The organism is Polynucleobacter sp. MWH-UH19D (assembly GCF_040409795.1).
Classification (GTDB): Bacteria; Pseudomonadota; Gammaproteobacteria; order Burkholderiales; family Burkholderiaceae; genus Polynucleobacter.
The window spans coordinates 1,028,908-1,045,209 of the sequence record NZ_CP099571.1; the positions used below are offsets into that span (position 1 = coordinate 1,028,908).

A 16,302-nucleotide genomic window follows, 5' to 3' on the forward strand; every position below is an offset into this window, starting at 1 on the left:
AACAAAGGCCTAACGAACAAAAGGCAGGTAAGCATATAAAACCCAAGCAAGCAATACCGCCAAGCCCGCAATCATTGCGAAGGCGTAGTGATACACATAACCGGATTGCAAATGACGAATCACTCCAGCAAAGCGCCCTACTGTATGGGCGCTTCCGTTAACTAGGAAACCATCTATCACTTTCTGATCTCCACGATGCCAAAGAATTCCGCCAATCCAAATAAGGCCCTTGGCAAATACCGCCTGATTTAAATCATCGAGGTAGTACTTGTTATCAAATAATTTTTTGATAGGTGCAAACGTCTGCGCAAACTTAGTAGGTAAGCCAGGAGCCCATAAATAGCCAATGGCAGCAGTCAAGACACCCAATACAACCAACCCCAGGACTGGAGAACTAAATGCATGTATCGCCATTGCGACTGGCCCATGGAATTCTTCTGCGAGCTCCTTCATTACTGGATGACGAGCAAGGTCAATAAAAATTGAATCGCCAAAATAGGTACCAAACAGCAGCGGAGTAATGGTGTAGAAGCCAATGATCACAGATGGAATTGCCAACAAAATCAGTGGCAAGGTAACAACCAGCGGTGACTCATGAGGTTTCTCACCTGGAGCTAAGACGTGGTGCGCGTGGTCATCACCCTGCTCTGCATGATCATGATGATGATCATGAGGATCTGCATGACCCCAGCGAGCCTTTCCATGAAAAACCCAGAAGTAGAGGCGGAATGAATACAAAGCCGTAACAAATACGCTAGCCATCACCGCAAAGTATGCAAAACCAGATCCAGGAATGTGGCTTGCTGCTACCGCTTCAATAATCGAGTCTTTTGAATAAAAGCCTGAGAAGAATGGCGTGCCAATTAAGGCGAGATTACCGAGCAACATCATGAGACAAGTAATTGGCATGTATTTCCAGAGACCACCCATCTTGCGCATGTCCTGCTCATGATGCATACCCAGAATGACGCTACCTGCAGCAAGGAATAGCAACGCCTTAAAGAATGCGTGGGTCATCAAATGGAAAATAGCAACTGGGTAAGCAGATACACCAAGTGCAACTGTCATGTAGCCCAACTGGGAAAGCGTGGAATACGCAACAACACGCTTGATGTCGTTCTGTACGATTCCCAAGAATCCCATAAACAGTGCAGTGATAGAGCCAATGACTAAGATGAAGCTCAGAGCAACATCCGAAAGCTCAAACAGCGGTGACATACGGGACACCATAAAGATGCCAGCAGTAACCATGGTTGCCGCGTGAATCAACGCAGAAATGGGTGTTGGACCTTCCATAGAGTCTGGGAGCCAGACATGCAATGGGAACTGCGCAGACTTACCCATCGCACCAATAAATAAGCAGATACATGCAACCGTTAAGAGATTCCAGCCAGTACCTGGCAATGTTTGTGCTGCTAATGCCGTATTTTGCGAAAAGATAACGTCATACTGCATAGAGCCCGTACTCGCCAGCAACAACCCAATTCCCAAAATAAATCCAAAGTCACCTACGCGGTTAACCAGGAAGGCTTTCATATTGGCAAAGACGGCGGACTGACGCTCGAAGTAAAAACCAATCAATAAATAGGAAACAACGCCCACCGCTTCCCAGCCAAAGAATAGTTGTAACAAATTGTTACTCATCACCAACATGAGCATGGCGAAAGTAAACAAAGAGATATAGGAGAAGAAACGGTTGTAACCCTCTTCACCATGCATGTAACCAATTGTGTAAATGTGTACCATTAAGGACACAAAAGTGACAACGCACATCATGGTTGCGGTCAATGGATCAATCAAAAACCCAATATCTAAATTAAGCTCTCCTAATTGCATCCAGCGATACACAGTACCATTAAAGTAGAAGCCATCCATCACCTGGGCCAAAACATTGCATGACAAGGCAAATGCTATTGCAACACCCAAAATAGTTACAAATTGGCATGCTCCATGACCAATTCGGCTACCGCCTAATTTGGTACCAAAGAAACCGGCAATGATGGAGCCAAATAATGGCGCCAATGGAATTGCGCAGAGAACAGGAATAGTTAAGGTTAATTGCATGACTAGCCTTTAAGGTGGCCTAGGTCTTCGGCATTGATTGTGTCAACCTTACGGAAGAGCACAACTAAGATTGCCAAGCCAATTGCCGCTTCAGCGGCAGCCACAGTCAAAATAAAGAATACAAATACTTGACCAGCCATATCACCAAGATAATGAGAGAAGGCTACAAAGTTCATATTGACTGATAGCAACATCAGTTCAATTGCCATTAATAAAACGATGACATTCTTGCGATTTAAGAAAATGCCAATCACACTGGTGGCGAAAAGAATGGCGCTAAGCACGAGATAGTGAGCCAGAGTGATAGTCATTTCTTTTCTCCTCTAGCATCTTGCTTGGCATTGATATCTGCGCTCATCTTAACAATTTTCATGCGCTCTGCAGCCACAACATTCACTTGATCATGAATACTTTGTGATTTTGAATCCTTGCGATTGCGCAATGTAAGAGCAACAGCAGCAATAATAGCTACCAGCAGAATCACACCGGCAACCTCAAATGCATAAACATAATCACCAAATATCAACATACCCAATGATTGAGTATTGCTTGCCATCACTTCCTCTGGCATTAGCTGAACTGGAGCATTAGTGCCTATAAAGCTTCTGATAATCACAATAGACAACTCAAGAACAATCACCGCACCCATCAAGAATGCAATCGGAAGAAACTTTTTAAAGTCACGGCGTAAATGTTCCAAATCAAGATCTAACATCATGACAACGAACAAGAATAGAACCATTACGGCTCCAACATAAACCAGAATCAATGCCAAGCTCAAGAATTCGGCCTTAAGTAGCATCCAAATGCCCGATGCACAGAAGAATGCAAGAACCAAAAATAAGGCTGCATGAACTGGATTGCGGGCAGTAATCACGCGCAATGCAGAAACTACCAGTAAGCCAGCGAATCCGTAAAAAAATACGGCAAATAAAGTGGATGGATCGAATGTCATAGTATCTTTTGCTCGATTCGATTAACGATAAGGCGCATCGATAGCGCGGTTAGCGGCAATATCTTTTTCATACTTATCGCCTACAGCCAAAAGCATCTCTTTTGTGAAGTACAAATCACCGCGTTTATCACCAAAATATTCAAAGATATTGGTCTCAACAATAGCGTCTACCGGGCAAGCCTCTTCACAGAATCCACAAAAAATACACTTAGTTAGATCGATGTCATAGCGAGTAGTACGGCGGGTTCCATCATCCCGCTCCGCCGTCTCAATCGTAATTGCATAAGCTGGGCAAACTGCCTCACACAATTTACAACCGATGCAACGCTCTTCTCCATTTTCGTAGCGGCGTAAAGCATGCAAACCACGGAAACGATTAGACAATGGGGTCTTTTCATCTGGGTATTGAACGGTAATTTTTGGTTTAAAGAGATAACGACCGGTAATCGACATACCAGTCAGGATGTCTTTCAACATCAAGCTATCGAGGAATTGGGAAATTTTCTTAAACATGATTGATCAACTTATTTCCAAATATTCCATGGAGACACAACCCATGCACCGATAACCACCACCCAGAATACTGAGATAGGAATGAAGATCTTCCAGCCCAAACGCATAATTTGGTCATAACGGTAGCGTGGCAATGTAGCGCGCAACCAAATAACACAAGACAACAAGAAGAAAGTTTTGCCAAACAGCCAGAAGAATCCTGGAATATCACGCAAAATTGGTAAATCAACAATTGGCAACCATCCGCCCAAGAACATAATAGATGCAACAGCTGCAATCAAAATCATGTTGGCATATTCGGCCAGGAAGAACATAGCAAATGACATACCGGAGTACTCAACCATATGCCCTGCCACAATTTCTGATTCACCCTCAACCACGTCAAATGGATGACGGTTAGTTTCAGCTACACCCGAAATGAAGTAGATCAAAAACATGGGTAGCAATGGCAACCAATTCCATGACAAGAAATTAAGACCCATTTGAGCAAAGTAACCATGCTCTTGAGATTCCACAATGGCGCTTAAATTTAAAGAGCCAGATGTCAGCAACACAGTCACTAATGCAAAGCCCATGGCAATTTCATAAGAAATCATCTGTGCTGATGCACGCATTGCACCTAAAAATGGGTACTTCGAGTTAGAAGACCAACCCGCCAGGATAACCCCGTATACGCCAATAGACGATATAGCCATGATGTAGAGAAGCCCGGCATTGACATCAGCCAACATCATCTTCGCCTGGAATGGGATTACCGCCCAAGCCGCGAATGCTGGTGCAATCACCATCACTGGTGCAATGAAATACAAAACTTTACTTGCTTGAGTAGGAGCAATAATCTCCTTCATCAATAGTTTTAATGCGTCAGCAATTGGCTGCAATAAGCCCAATGGACCTACGCGATTGGGGCCAAGACGAATATGCATCCAACCTATTAATTTACGCTCCCACAAGGTTAGATACGCTACACATCCAAACATTGGTAGAACAATAATGACAATACGAACCAAAGCCCAAACTAAGGGCCATAATGACCCAAAAATAGCTTCACCTTGGCTTGTAACGAGGTCTAAGAAATTTTCCATCTCGTTCCTTATGCCTTAGTTACGGTTACAGGACCAAACATAGATCCCAATTTAGAGCCAGCGGCAGTACCTGACGAAACTCGAACAGTATTTGTGGCCAAGCTCGCCTCTAGTATTGCTGGCATATCAACGGAAACACTTCCCTGTGTCACACGCACAGCGTCACCTTCTTTTAAACCCAAATCAGCAAATAATTTCTGGCTTAAGCCGGCTTGATTGCCACGTTTAGCATCTCTAGTTAACTGCAAAGCAGAAGCACGGCGAACAATTAAGTCAGCAGCATAAATATTGACGTCAGCTAAACGCTCTAACCCAGTGCTTGGTTGGGTAGTTGCAGAAATGGAATTGCTAGAACTTTGATTGTTTAAGCGAGTGCAATAGTTATCGCCCAATGCTTCTCCTAGCACTTCTTCGGGTAAGTTATAGAGGAAGCCATCAAGATTCAACAAGCCACCAAGCACTCGCAATACCTTCCAAGCAGGACGTGAATCACCTAGTGGTTTTACAGAAGGCTGAATTGTTTGCGCTCTACCTTCAGCATTAATAAATGTAGAAACCGTTTCAGTAAATGGAGTAATTGGCAAAATAACATCCGCCAACTCTAATAAGTCCGTAGATTTGAATGGACTCAATGCAATGACAGTGCTTGCCTTAGCCAATGTAGCTCGAGCCTGAACAGGGTTAGGCAAATCTGCATCCGGTTCGATATTCATCAACAACACTGCGCGTCGTTCGCCTGACAATACAGACTCAACACCAACCCCATTTGCATTTACCAATGAAGCACCAACTGCATTACCACCCTCAGGTAAGAAACCTAAAGTAGCACCAGTCTGGGTAGCGATAAATTGTGCAAGCACATGCAGATCCGATGATTGTGGATGCGCCACTGCTGCTGAGCCAAGCAATACAGCAGTAGTTGTTCCAGACAACAAGCCGTCAGCGATTTTTTGTGCAGTGGCTGAAACAGTTACTGAAGGTGTTCCAGCAGGTACTGAGGCGGATTTTGCTTTTGCTACAGCCTGCGCAACCTCAGCCAATGCATTTAACCAAGCGCTTGGGGCAACAGCAACATTTGTAGTCGGAATTAACCAGTCATCGCCACCTGCATCAATACGTGAAACCTGCAATCCGCGTTTAGCAGCAGTACGTAAACGGGCAGCAATAATTGGTTGATCTTTGCGCAAGAAACTGCCGATGATTAGTGCGCGATCCAGTTCACTTAACTTTGTAACCGGCATGCCTAACCATGGAGCTATTGCAGCACCAGAGATATTGGTTTGACGAAGACGAGTTTCAACTTGGTTTGAACCTAATCCACGAATAATCTTTTGCAAAAGATGTAATTCTTCTGTGCTGGAAATTGGATGTGCTAGAGCACCAATTGATTGAGCACCACTCTCAGAAGAAATAGTCCGTAAAGAATGAGCTACATAGTCCAACGCAGATTGCCAGTCAGTTTCAAGCCACTGACCGCCCTGCTTCACCATTGGTGTTGTTACGCGATCAGCGCTATTGAGGCCTTCATAAGCAAAACGATCGCGGTCACTAATCCAGCATTCGTTGATCGCTTCATTTTCTAAGGCGACCACGCGCATTACTTTGTTATTTTTGGTCTGAACAGTAGTGTTTGCGCCGAGGCTATCGTGCGGACTTACAGAACGCTTGCGACCTAATTCCCAGGTACGAGCCTCATAACGGAACGGCTTGCTAGTTAACGCGCCAACAGGACATAAATCAATCATGTTTCCAGAAAGCTCTGAATCTACTGTTTGACCAACGAATGTCGTGATCTCAGAGTGCTCGCCACGGTTAATCATGCCGAGCTCCATTACTCCGGCTACCTCTTGACCAAAACGTACACAGCGCGTGCAATGGATACAGCGACTCATCTCTTGCATAGAGATAAGCGGGCCAACATTTTTATGAAACACCACACGCTTTTCTTCTTCATAGCGTGAATTTGATTTACCGTAACCAACTGCTAAATCTTGTAATTGACATTCACCGCCTTGGTCGCAAATTGGGCAATCCAAGGGGTGGTTAATTAGCAAGAATTCCATCACTGATCGCTGGGCCTCTACAGCCTTAGCGGAGTGTGTAAATACCTTCATGCCTTGAGTCACTGGTGTAGCACAAGCAGGTAATGGTTTTGGCGCTTTCTCAACCTCTACCAAGCACATACGGCAGTTAGCGGCTATTGATAATTTCTTGTGATAGCAGAAATGCGGTACGTATGTTCCAAGCTTATTCGCGGCGTGCATCACCATCGAACCCTGCGGAACTTCTACCGTCTTGCCATCTAATTCGATTTCAACCATGCTCACTTTTAGGCGTCCCGTACTCAATAACTTATAAAGGTTTCGCAGAATCTAAGCAGCGCTTATGTTCTACGTGATACGCAAATTCATCCATGTAATGCTTCAACATGCCACGTACTGGCATAGCAGCTGCATCACCTAATGCGCAAATCGTGCGGCCCTGAATATTGGCAGCAACATCATTCAGCAAATCTAAATCCTCTGGTTTTCCTTGACCATGTTCAATGCGATGAACAATACGCCATAGCCATCCAGTACCTTCGCGACATGGCGTGCATTGACCACATGATTCTTCATGATAGAAATATGACAAGCGCTCCAATGCGCGCACCATACAACGCGTCTCATTCATCACAATCACAGCACCTGATCCCAACATCGAACCAGCTTTAGCGATGCTGTCGTAATCCATTGTCAGATCCATCATTTGCGCGCCAGGAATGACTGGGGCAGACGAACCGCCTGGAATAACAGCTTTTATCAACTTGCCATCACGCATGCCACCTGCTAACTTCAAGAGTTCGGAAAATGGTGTGCCCAATGGAATTTCATAATTACCAGGATGAGCTACGTCACCAGATACAGAGAAAATCTTTGTGCCGCCATTGTTAGGCTTACCAAGTTCTAAATAAGCTTGACCGCCAATTGCCAAAATGAATGGCACAGCAGCAAACGTCTCAGTATTGTTAATCGTTGTTGGCTTGCCGTACAGACCGAAGCTTGCTGGGAATGGTGGCTTAAAGCGTGGCTGACCTTTTTTACCTTCTAAAGATTCAAGCAACGCAGTCTCTTCACCACAAATGTATGCACCCCAACCTGGAGCAGCATGCAATTGGAAAGAGAAATCACTACCTAAAATTTTGTCGCCCAAATAACCTGCAGCACGAGCTTCTTCCAAGGCTTCCTCGAAGCGCGAATACACTTCCCAGATTTCGCCATGGATGTAGTTGTAACCAGCGCTAATACCCATGGTGTACGCACCAATAATCATGCCTTCGATGAGAGCATGTGGGTTGTAACGCATGATGTCGCGGTCTTTAAATGTACCCGGCTCACCTTCGTCACTATTGCAGACCAAATACTTTTGACCTGGGAACTGACGAGGCATGAAACTCCACTTCAATCCAGTTGGGAAGCCAGCGCCTCCACGACCACGTAATGAGGAAGCCTTTAATTCAGCAATGATGGCATCCGGCGCCACCTTGTCATTAATTAAACGACGTAACTGTTGATAGCCACCACGGCTTTCATAATCTTTTAAACGCCAGTTATTGCCATTCAATCCTGCAAGGATGAGAGGCTTAATGTGACGATCGTGCAAGCTGGTCATGCTGCTTTCCCTTCTGCACGGAGTTCATTCAAAAGAGCATCAATTTTTTCTTTGCTCATAAAGCTGCACATGCGCTTGTCATTCACCAACATCACAGGTGAATCACCGCATGCACCCATGCACTCACCCTCTTTCAAGGTAAATGTGCCGCAAGGCGTAGTTTCATTAAAGCCAATACCCAAGGTCTCTTTTAGATAGGTAGCTGCTGTTTCGCCATGCGTTAACTGGCAAGGCAAGTTTGTGCAAATGACTAATTTGTACTTGCCAATTGGTTTGGTGTTGTACATATTGTAGAAAGTAGCCACTTCTTCTACGGCAATAGTTGGCATTTCTAAAATTTGAGCAACGGTGGCAATCACCTCTGGCGATACCCAGCCCACTTCAGTCTGGGCGGCAATCAAAGAAGCCATTACGGCAGACTGCTTTTGCTCTGGCGGATATTTCGCAACATTGCGCGCAATGTCTGCCAGCGTTTTATCGGATAGTTGAAGCGTTGTAGTCATTAAATAATCCTTGGCACGCCAATTAGCGGTCAATCTCCCCGAACACAATATCCTGCGTACCGATAATGGTTACAGCGTCAGCCAACATGTGGCCACGAGACATTTCGTCCATCGCCGATAAATGCACAAATCCTGGAGCACGAATCTTCATACGATATGGTTTATTGGCGCCATCAGAAATCAAATAGATGCCAAACTCACCTTTTGGATGCTCAACAGCGGAGTAAGCCTCACCATCTGGAACGTGAATACCTTCAGTGAATAGCTTGAAATGGTGAATCAACTCTTCCATATTGGTTTTCATATCCACGCGCTTAGGTGGAGAAACCTTATGGTTATCGCTCATCACAGGACCAGGGTTTGCTTTTAACCAAGCAACGCATTGTTTAATGATGCGATTAGATTGACGCATTTCTTCCATGCGAACTAAATAACGATCGTAAGAATCGCCATTCACACCAACTGGAATATCAAAGTCGAGGCGATCATAAACCTCATATGGTTGCTTCTTACGCAAATCCCACTCAATACCAGAGCCACGCAACATCGGGCCAGTAAAGCCCATCTGCAATGCACGCTCTGGGGATACGACTCCAATATTAACCAAGCGTTGTTTCCAGATACGATTATCTGTCAGAAGGTTGCAATACTCATCTACGTTTGCATCGAAACCATTGCTAAATTGTTCGATGAAATCAAGCAATGTGCCGCTACGGTTTTCATTCAAACGTTTTAATGCTGATGCACTTCGAATCTTTGACTTGCTGTATTGAGCCATTTGATCTGGCAGATCACGGTATACACCACCCGGACGATAGTAAGCAGCATGCATACGCGCACCTGATACTGCCTCATACATATCAAAAATATCTTCACGATCACGGAACGCATACAAGAACACCGCCATCGCGCCAACGTCTAATCCGTGGCAACCAATCCATAGCAAGTGATTTAACAAGCGTGTTAGCTCGTCATACATGACGCGAATATATTGAGCACGAAGTGGAACATCTACTTGAAGCAATTTTTCAATTGCCATGACATAAGCATGCTCATTTGACATCATTGATACATAGTCCAAACGATCCATATATGGAACGTTCTGAATCCAGGTACGTGTCTCAGCTAGTTTTTCAGTGGCGCGATGTAACAACCCAATATGCGGATCAGCACGTTGAATCACCTCACCATCAAGCTCAAGTACAAGACGTAAAACACCGTGAGCTGCAGGATGCTGAGGTCCAAAATTGAGGGTGTAATTCTTAATCTGTGCCATGGCTTAAGCTTGACCTCCATACTGCTCTTCACGAACTATTCGCGGAGTAATCTCGCGTGCTTCGATAGTTACTGGCTGATAAACCACACGCTTCAACTCAGGGTCATAACGCATTTCTACATTACCGCTAATTGGGAAATCTTTTCTAAAGGGATGACCGATAAAGCCGTAGTCAGTCAAAATGCGACGCAGATCTTCATGACCTTCAAAAATAATTCCATAAAGGTCAAATGCTTCGCGTTCGAACCAATTCGCAGAGTTCCAAACAGGAGTAACAGAAGCAACTAATGGATAGCTATCATCTGGAGCAAACACGCGTACACGCAAACGCCAGTTGTGCTCTATTGACAATAAGTGACTAACAACACCAAAGCGTTGGCCACTCCAAGCGCCATCACGATAGTCTTGGTAATCAACACCACATAAATCAATCAATTGCTCAAAAGCTAGAGACGGATCATCACGAAGCATTAATGCAGACTCAAAATAAGTATCTGCTTTTACGGTAACAGTCACTTCGCCAAGCGCAACCTCAACAGACTGAATACGTTGTCCTAAAACTTTTTCTAGGTTGGCGACTAATTGAACCAAACGATCTGACATGGTTTATGCCTTCCGTGCGATGGTACTGGTACGAGTGATCTTGGATTGCAACTGAATGATTCCGTAGATCAACGCTTCTGCTGTTGGAGGGCAACCAGGAACATAAATGTCGACTGGAACAATGCGATCACATCCCCGAACAACTGAATAAGAGTTATGGTAGTAACCGCCACCATTCGCACATGAACCCATAGAAATTACCCAGCGCGGCTCAGGCATTTGGTCATAGACCTTGCGTAAAGCAGGTGCCATTTTGTTACACAAGGTGCCAGCAACAATCATGAGATCTGATTGACGTGGTGATGGACGGAACACTACGCCAAAACGGTCTAAGTCATAGCGGGAAGCGCCGGCATGCATCATCTCTACAGCACAACAAGCAAGACCAAAGGTCATTGGCCATAAAGAACCATTACGGGTCCAGTTAATCAGCTGATCAGCTGTAGTTGTTACGAAACCTTCTTTCAGAACGCCTTCTAATGCCATATCGATCACTCCCAGTCGAGAGCGCCCTTTTTCCAGATATATACAAATCCCACAATGAATTCCAATAGGAAGATCACCATAGAGGCGTAGCCAAACCAACCAAGATCACGTAATGCCACACCCCAAGGAAAGAGGAATGCAGTTTCAAGATCAAACAAAATAAACAGAATGGCAATGAGGTAATAGCGCACGTCGAATTTCATACGTGCATCTTCGAATGCTTCAAAACCGCACTCATATGGCGATAGTTTTTCAGCATCAGGCTTCGAAGGGGCCAGAATTTTTCCGAGGAACATGGGGACTAATCCGACCCCGATACCTACGAGGATAAATAGCAAAACAGGGAAGTAATTAGCGAGATTCAAAATGGTCCTGATTACGTCTAGTAAGCCTTAAAACAGCAAATTATTCATTATTCCACTTCACGCTCTATTGATTTAGAGCAAAAACCCTTACAGATACAGCTTTTTTGGTGCCGACGGCGAGACTCGAACTCGCACAGCCTAAGCCACTACCCCCTCAAGATAGCGTGTCTACCAATTTCACCACGTCGGCATCTTGCAAAACCTATCAATTCTACTGCATTGCATCACTTCATACCCTCAAAAAGAGGCTAAAAAAGCAGCAAAAGACTACTGAATTACTTGGGAACAGCTGGCTTACTAGGGTCTTGAGGAGGAGCGGGAGGTGCTGCAGGGGTAGCAGCTGGAGCTACCGTACCTGAGAGAACACCCGGACTGACTTCCTTCTTATTTCCAAGCCAGGTAATACCAATAGTGCTGATAAAAAATACAGCAGCAAAGATGGCAGTTGTATGTGACAAGAAATTAGCCGATCCACTGGCGCCAAATAGACTGCCAGAAGCGCCTGAACCAAAGGCAGCGCCCATATCGGCACCTTTACCCTGCTGCAATAGGACCAAGAGAATGACAGCTAAGGCTGAAATTACCTGCAACACGATCAATAAAGTCTTAAACCATTCCACAATAATTCTCCAATAAAAAACTATGCTCTACAGATAGCTAAAAAATCTGATGCATTTAAAGATGCACCTCCAACCAATCCGCCATCAATATCTGGCATGGCAAACAACTCAACAGCATTGTCTGGTTTGACGCTGCCGCCATACAAAATTCCAACATGAGAAGCGACATCTTCATCAAATTCAGCCAAGCGAAGACGAATATGACGATGCATATCTTGGGCAATTTGTGCGCTAGCAACTTTGCCGGTGCCGATTGCCCAAACAGGCTCATATGCAATCAAGCAGTCTGCCAAACGATCTTGTAAGACATTAACTTGCTTGGCTACTTGCCCACAAACGACTTCCTCAGCCCTGCCAGAGTTACGTTCATCTAGAGTTTCGCCAACGCAAATGATGGGGGTCATACCGCTATCGAGAGCTTGCAAAGCTTTTGCTGCAATCACTTCATCTGTCTCATGATGCATTTGACGACGTTCAGAATGCCCAACAATGACGTAATGACAGCCTATTTCACTCAACATGTTTGCACTGGCCTCACCAGTGTAGGCACCAGAAGGTTGGGCAGATACATCTTGGGCGCCCAAACTTAAAAATGCAATCGAATACTCTTGAATTAATTTGCCACATTGCTGCAAATACGGAAATGGTGGACAAACTACAAATTTACGACCAGCAGGCATACCGCTTTCCATGCCGTGGGCAACTGTTTTCATCCAATCTTGATTGCCTGCAAGACTGCCATTCATTTTCCAGTTGCCAACAATGATAAGTGGACGCATAAGATTGACTTAGTTACTTAGACCGTTAAAACAATCTTGCCAACATGCTCTGAAGACTCCATCAAACGATGGGCGTCTGCAGCTTGCTCCAATGTAAACGTCTTATAAATGGCCGGCTTTAACTTACCAGCATTGAGCAAAGGCCAAACATTGTCATGCAACTGTTTGGTAATTTGCTTTTTAAATGAAACTGGACGTGGACGTAAAGTTGATCCTGTAATAGTAAGTCGGCGACGCAAAATCTGATTAGTACTTACTTCGGCTTTTGAGCCGCCTTGAATAGCAATGATGACAATACGACCATCATCAGCCAAGCAATCAATCTCACGTTGCACATAAGCGCCTGTAACCATATCTAGAATGACATTTACACCTTTGCCGTCTGTTGCTTTTTTAACTTCTTCAACAAAGTCTTGGGTTTTGTAATTGATCGCAAGATCAGCACCTAGCTTCAAACAAGCTGCGCACTTTTCATCTGTACCCGCGGTAACAAAAACTTGATGACCCAAAGATTTAGCTAACAGGATGGCTGTAACACCGATTCCACTTGAACCGCCCTGTACCAACAAAGTTTCACCAGCGGATAACTCACCGCGCATGAAGACATTACTCCAAACTGTGTAGAAAGTTTCAGGTAATGCGGCTGCTTCTTGATCGGTAAATCCAGTTGGATAAGGTAGGCATTGTGCAACCGGTGCGATACACAAGTCTGCATATCCACCACCCTGGACCAAGGCACAAACCTTATCGCCGACCTTAAGACCAAAAGCATTGTCAGCATGTGCTAAATCGCCACCAATAATTTCACCGGCAACTTCTAAACCAGGAATATCTGATGCACCAGCAGGTACTGGGTAATGCCCCTTACGTTGCAAAACATCCGGTCGATTGATGCCCGCAGCCAACACCTTGATTAAAACCTCGCCAGATCCTGTGTTTGGAACAGCAGGATCAGGACGAGTGGCTGACACCAACATGTCAGGCGCACCATACTCTTTAATCTCAATTACACGCATAAGAACCTTGCTAGTGAATTAGATTAAAACTTAAGCTGTCTCGCCAGATGGGGCAGGAGTTGTATCAGTTGCTCCAGCCAAAGGAGCGATTGAACCACCCTCATCTGCCATTGCAGCTTTGAGTGATAAACGCAAACGACCACGCTCATCAGCAGCAAGCAACTTCACTCGAACAATTTGACCTTCTTGCAAATAATCTTTCACTTCTTTTACACGCTCATTCGAAATCTCAGAGATGTGCAAGAGGCCGTCTTTACCAGGAAGAATATTTACTAATGCACCGAACTCAAGAAGCTTCACAACTGGGCCTTCATAGATCTTGCCTACTTCTGCTTCTGCAGTAATGCCTTCGATACGTGATTTAGCTTCTGCTAAACCATCGGCATTAGTAGAGGCAATAGTTACAGTGCCATCATCTTGAATATCGATGCTGCAACCAGTTTCCTTGGTCAAAGCCTGGATGGTTGCGCCACCTTTACCGATGACTTCACGAATCTTGTCTGGATGGATCTTAAATGAAACCATACGTGGAGCATGCGCAGACAATTCTGTGCGTACAGAGCCCATTGCTTCTTGCATCTTACTCAAGATATGCAAACGGCCTTCTTTAGCTTGAGCTAATGCAACCTGCATAATCTCTTTAGTAATACCTTGTACTTTGATATCCATCTGCAATGCAGTAATACCATTTGCTGTACCAGCAACCTTAAAGTCCATATCACCCAAGTGATCTTCGTCACCCAAGATATCAGTTAATACCGCAAAACGATTGCCGTCCAAAATCAAGCCCATTGCTACACCAGCAACATGCGCCTTGACTGGAACACCAGCATCCATCATGGCCAAGCAACCACCGCAGACAGAAGCCATAGATGAAGAACCATTTGACTCAGTAATTTCAGACACCACACGAATGCTGTATGCAAAGTCTTCTGGACTTGGCAAAACAGGGATCAATGCACGCTTTGCTAGACGACCATGACCGATTTCACGACGCTTAGGACTACCTACGCGACCAGTTTCACCTGTAGCAAATGGAGGCATGTTGTAGTGGAACATGAAGCGATCGCGGTATTCACCTTCGAGCGCATCAATAATTTGCTCATCACGCGCTGTACCCAAAGTAGCTACAACGAGAGCCTGTGTTTCACCACGAGTAAACAATGCTGAACCGTGAGTGCGTGGCAATACGCCATTACGAATTTCGATTGGACGAACGGTGCGTGTATCGCGACCATCAATACGTGGCTCGCCATTCAAAATCTGGCTACGAACAATCTTAGCCTCAATTTCAAACAGGATATTGCCAACAGCAACATCATCCACTTCACCTTCTTCAGCCAACTTCGCCAAAACTTCTTTAGTAATTGCTTTCAGCTTGTCAGAACGTGCGCCCTTTTGACGAATTTGATATGCCTCACGCAATGGGCCTTCAGCCAATGCGCTTACTTTAGCAATCAATGGCTCATCTTTAGGAGCTGCTTGCCAATCCCACTCTGGTTTACCTGCTTCACGAACCAAATCATTAATCGCATTAATTGCGGTTTGCATTTGCTCGTGACCAAATACAACTGCGCCCAACATCACTTCTTCAGAAAGTTGGTTTGCTTCAGACTCAACCATCAATACAGCAGCTTGTGTACCAGCAACGATTAAATCGAGTTCGCTAGTAGTTTGCTCTGAACGAGTTGGATTCAATAAATATTGACCATTTGCGTAGCCCACACGAGCTGCGCCAACTGGACCGCTAAATGGGATGCCAGAAACAGCCAAAGCTGCAGACGCTGCGATCAATGCAGGGATGTCAGATGGAACATCTGGGTTGATCGACAACACGTGCACTACAACCTGTACTTCGTTGTAGAAACCTTCTGGGAACAATGGACGAATAGGACGGTCGATCAAACGAGAGATTAATGTCTCGCCTTCGGATGGACGACCTTCACGACGGAAGAAACCGCCAGGAATCTTACCTGCAGCATAGGTCTTCTCAAGATAATCTACTGTTAATGGGAAAAAGTCTTGACCTGGCTTAGCAGTCTTAGAAGCAACTACTGTACCCATTACAACGGTGTCATCTACGTTAACAATTACGGCACCACCGGCTTGACGAGCGATCTCGCCTGTTTCCATAGATACTTGATGGTTGCCCCACTGAAAAATCTTTACTGCTTTTTTAAACATACTCATTTTGACTCTCTCCAAATTATTCACGCAACGCCCACATGAGCATTACGTTTGCCGTGAGATCAAGCAGCGTCACGACAACACTGGAGCGATTAAAGATTTCAAGGGATGCCATTCCAGGGAGACTCTGTTCTAACAACTCAGAAACTCATTGGAATGACACGATCCCCTACACAAATAATCTAAAAGCGCTCAAAAA

16 protein-coding genes and 1 tRNA gene are annotated in these 16,302 nt (G+C 44.9%); all 17 read right to left on the reverse strand.

The features are described from left to right. Nucleotides 1-9 precede the first annotated feature (9 nt). Nucleotides 10-2,064: an NADH-quinone oxidoreductase subunit L gene (gene nuoL / locus NHB34_RS05230; RefSeq protein WP_353426591.1), complete on the reverse strand. Its 2,055-nt coding sequence runs from the start codon at nucleotides 2,062-2,064 to the stop codon at nucleotides 10-12. A gap of 2 nt (nucleotides 2,065-2,066) precedes the next feature. After that, nucleotides 2,067-2,375, reverse strand: coding sequence for an NADH-quinone oxidoreductase subunit NuoK (nuoK, locus tag NHB34_RS05235; RefSeq protein ID WP_353426592.1), 309 nt, complete (start codon nucleotides 2,373-2,375; stop codon nucleotides 2,067-2,069). Then, entirely contained in the window at nucleotides 2,372-3,019 is a 648-nt protein-coding gene (locus NHB34_RS05240) for an NADH-quinone oxidoreductase subunit J (RefSeq protein WP_353426593.1), read from the reverse strand. Before NHB34_RS05240 ends, nuoK begins: the two co-directional genes overlap by 4 nt. Before the next feature lie 21 nt (nucleotides 3,020-3,040). Further along, nucleotides 3,041-3,532: an NADH-quinone oxidoreductase subunit NuoI gene (nuoI, locus tag NHB34_RS05245; RefSeq protein ID WP_215317688.1), complete on the reverse strand. Its 492-nt coding sequence runs from the start codon at nucleotides 3,530-3,532 to the stop codon at nucleotides 3,041-3,043. Nucleotides 3,533-3,543: 11 nt separating this feature from the next. Beyond that, on the reverse strand, nucleotides 3,544-4,617 hold the full coding sequence (gene nuoH / locus NHB34_RS05250) for an NADH-quinone oxidoreductase subunit NuoH (protein ID WP_353426594.1): 1,074 nt from the start codon (nucleotides 4,615-4,617) through the stop codon (nucleotides 3,544-3,546). 8 nt (nucleotides 4,618-4,625) lie between these two features. Further along, the gene (gene nuoG, locus NHB34_RS05255) at nucleotides 4,626-6,938 is read right to left on the reverse strand and encodes an NADH-quinone oxidoreductase subunit NuoG (protein ID WP_353426595.1); all 2,313 of its coding nucleotides are present in this window, start codon (nucleotides 6,936-6,938) and stop codon (nucleotides 4,626-4,628) included. Nucleotides 6,939-6,969: 31 nt separating this feature from the next. Further along, nucleotides 6,970-8,268 (reverse strand): NADH-quinone oxidoreductase subunit NuoF, encoded by a 1,299-nt coding sequence (gene nuoF, locus NHB34_RS05260; protein ID WP_353426596.1) that lies wholly within the window; start codon nucleotides 8,266-8,268, stop codon nucleotides 6,970-6,972. Next, nucleotides 8,265-8,771, reverse strand: a complete 507-nt coding sequence (gene nuoE / locus NHB34_RS05265; RefSeq protein WP_173955649.1) for an NADH-quinone oxidoreductase subunit NuoE — start codon at nucleotides 8,769-8,771, stop codon at nucleotides 8,265-8,267. Before nuoE ends, nuoF begins: the two co-directional genes overlap by 4 nt. 22 nt (nucleotides 8,772-8,793) lie before the next feature. After that, nucleotides 8,794-10,047, reverse strand: a complete 1,254-nt coding sequence (locus tag NHB34_RS05270) for an NADH-quinone oxidoreductase subunit D (protein ID WP_353426597.1) — start codon at nucleotides 10,045-10,047, stop codon at nucleotides 8,794-8,796. Between the two features lie 3 nt (nucleotides 10,048-10,050). Beyond that, a complete protein-coding gene (locus NHB34_RS05275; RefSeq protein WP_353426598.1) occupies nucleotides 10,051-10,650 on the reverse strand; it encodes an NADH-quinone oxidoreductase subunit C in 600 nt (199 codons plus the stop codon). A 3-nt stretch (nucleotides 10,651-10,653) separates the two neighbouring features. Further along, nucleotides 10,654-11,136, reverse strand: a complete 483-nt coding sequence (locus NHB34_RS05280; RefSeq protein WP_114638664.1) for an NADH-quinone oxidoreductase subunit B — start codon at nucleotides 11,134-11,136, stop codon at nucleotides 10,654-10,656. 5 nt (nucleotides 11,137-11,141) lie between these two features. Next, nucleotides 11,142-11,501: an NADH-quinone oxidoreductase subunit A gene (locus NHB34_RS05285; RefSeq protein ID WP_068948474.1), complete on the reverse strand. Its 360-nt coding sequence runs from the start codon at nucleotides 11,499-11,501 to the stop codon at nucleotides 11,142-11,144. A 105-nt stretch (nucleotides 11,502-11,606) separates the two neighbouring features. Continuing rightward, a tRNA-Leu gene (locus NHB34_RS05290) sits at nucleotides 11,607-11,691 on the reverse strand. An 85-nt stretch (nucleotides 11,692-11,776) separates the two neighbouring features. After that, entirely contained in the window at nucleotides 11,777-12,121 is a 345-nt protein-coding gene (gene secG, locus NHB34_RS05295) for a preprotein translocase subunit SecG (protein WP_353426599.1), read from the reverse strand. Nucleotides 12,122-12,141: 20 nt separating this feature from the next. Then, the gene (gene tpiA / locus NHB34_RS05300) at nucleotides 12,142-12,900 is read right to left on the reverse strand and encodes a triose-phosphate isomerase (RefSeq protein ID WP_353426600.1); all 759 of its coding nucleotides are present in this window, start codon (nucleotides 12,898-12,900) and stop codon (nucleotides 12,142-12,144) included. 17 nt (nucleotides 12,901-12,917) lie between these two features. Then, nucleotides 12,918-13,916: an NAD(P)H-quinone oxidoreductase gene (locus NHB34_RS05305; RefSeq protein WP_353426601.1), complete on the reverse strand. Its 999-nt coding sequence runs from the start codon at nucleotides 13,914-13,916 to the stop codon at nucleotides 12,918-12,920. Nucleotides 13,917-13,946: 30 nt separating this feature from the next. Beyond that, nucleotides 13,947-16,106 (reverse strand): polyribonucleotide nucleotidyltransferase, encoded by a 2,160-nt coding sequence (pnp, locus tag NHB34_RS05310; protein ID WP_353426602.1) that lies wholly within the window; start codon nucleotides 16,104-16,106, stop codon nucleotides 13,947-13,949. Nucleotides 16,107-16,302: the final 196 nt, after the last annotated feature.

Excerpts from the sequence above, each read along its gene's own strand:
- nuoL (WP_353426591.1), bottom strand. The coding sequence starts at position 2,064 with ATGCAATTAACCTTAACTATTCCTGTTCTCTGCGCAATTCCATTGGCG.
- nuoK (WP_353426592.1), bottom strand. The coding sequence starts at position 2,375 with ATGACTATCACTCTGGCTCACTATCTCGTGCTTAGCGCCATTCTTTTC.
- NHB34_RS05240 (WP_353426593.1), bottom strand. The coding sequence starts at position 3,019 with ATGACATTCGATCCATCCACTTTATTTGCCGTATTTTTTTACGGATTC.
- nuoI (WP_215317688.1), bottom strand. The coding sequence starts at position 3,532 with ATGTTTAAGAAAATTTCCCAATTCCTCGATAGCTTGATGTTGAAAGAC.
- nuoH (WP_353426594.1), bottom strand. The coding sequence starts at position 4,617 with ATGGAAAATTTCTTAGACCTCGTTACAAGCCAAGGTGAAGCTATTTTT.
- nuoG (WP_353426595.1), bottom strand. The coding sequence starts at position 6,938 with ATGGTTGAAATCGAATTAGATGGCAAGACGGTAGAAGTTCCGCAGGGT.
- nuoF (WP_353426596.1), bottom strand. The coding sequence starts at position 8,268 with ATGACCAGCTTGCACGATCGTCACATTAAGCCTCTCATCCTTGCAGGA.
- nuoE (WP_173955649.1), bottom strand. The coding sequence starts at position 8,771 with ATGACTACAACGCTTCAACTATCCGATAAAACGCTGGCAGACATTGCG.
- NHB34_RS05270 (WP_353426597.1), bottom strand. The coding sequence starts at position 10,047 with ATGGCACAGATTAAGAATTACACCCTCAATTTTGGACCTCAGCATCCT.
- NHB34_RS05275 (WP_353426598.1), bottom strand. The coding sequence starts at position 10,650 with ATGTCAGATCGTTTGGTTCAATTAGTCGCCAACCTAGAAAAAGTTTTA.
- NHB34_RS05280 (WP_114638664.1), bottom strand. The coding sequence starts at position 11,136 with ATGGCATTAGAAGGCGTTCTGAAAGAAGGTTTCGTAACAACTACAGCT.
- tpiA (WP_353426600.1), bottom strand. The coding sequence starts at position 12,900 with ATGCGTCCACTTATCATTGTTGGCAACTGGAAAATGAATGGCAGTCTT.
- NHB34_RS05305 (WP_353426601.1), bottom strand. The coding sequence starts at position 13,916 with ATGCGTGTAATTGAGATTAAAGAGTATGGTGCGCCTGACATGTTGGTG.
- pnp (WP_353426602.1), bottom strand. The coding sequence starts at position 16,106 with ATGAGTATGTTTAAAAAAGCAGTAAAGATTTTTCAGTGGGGCAACCAT.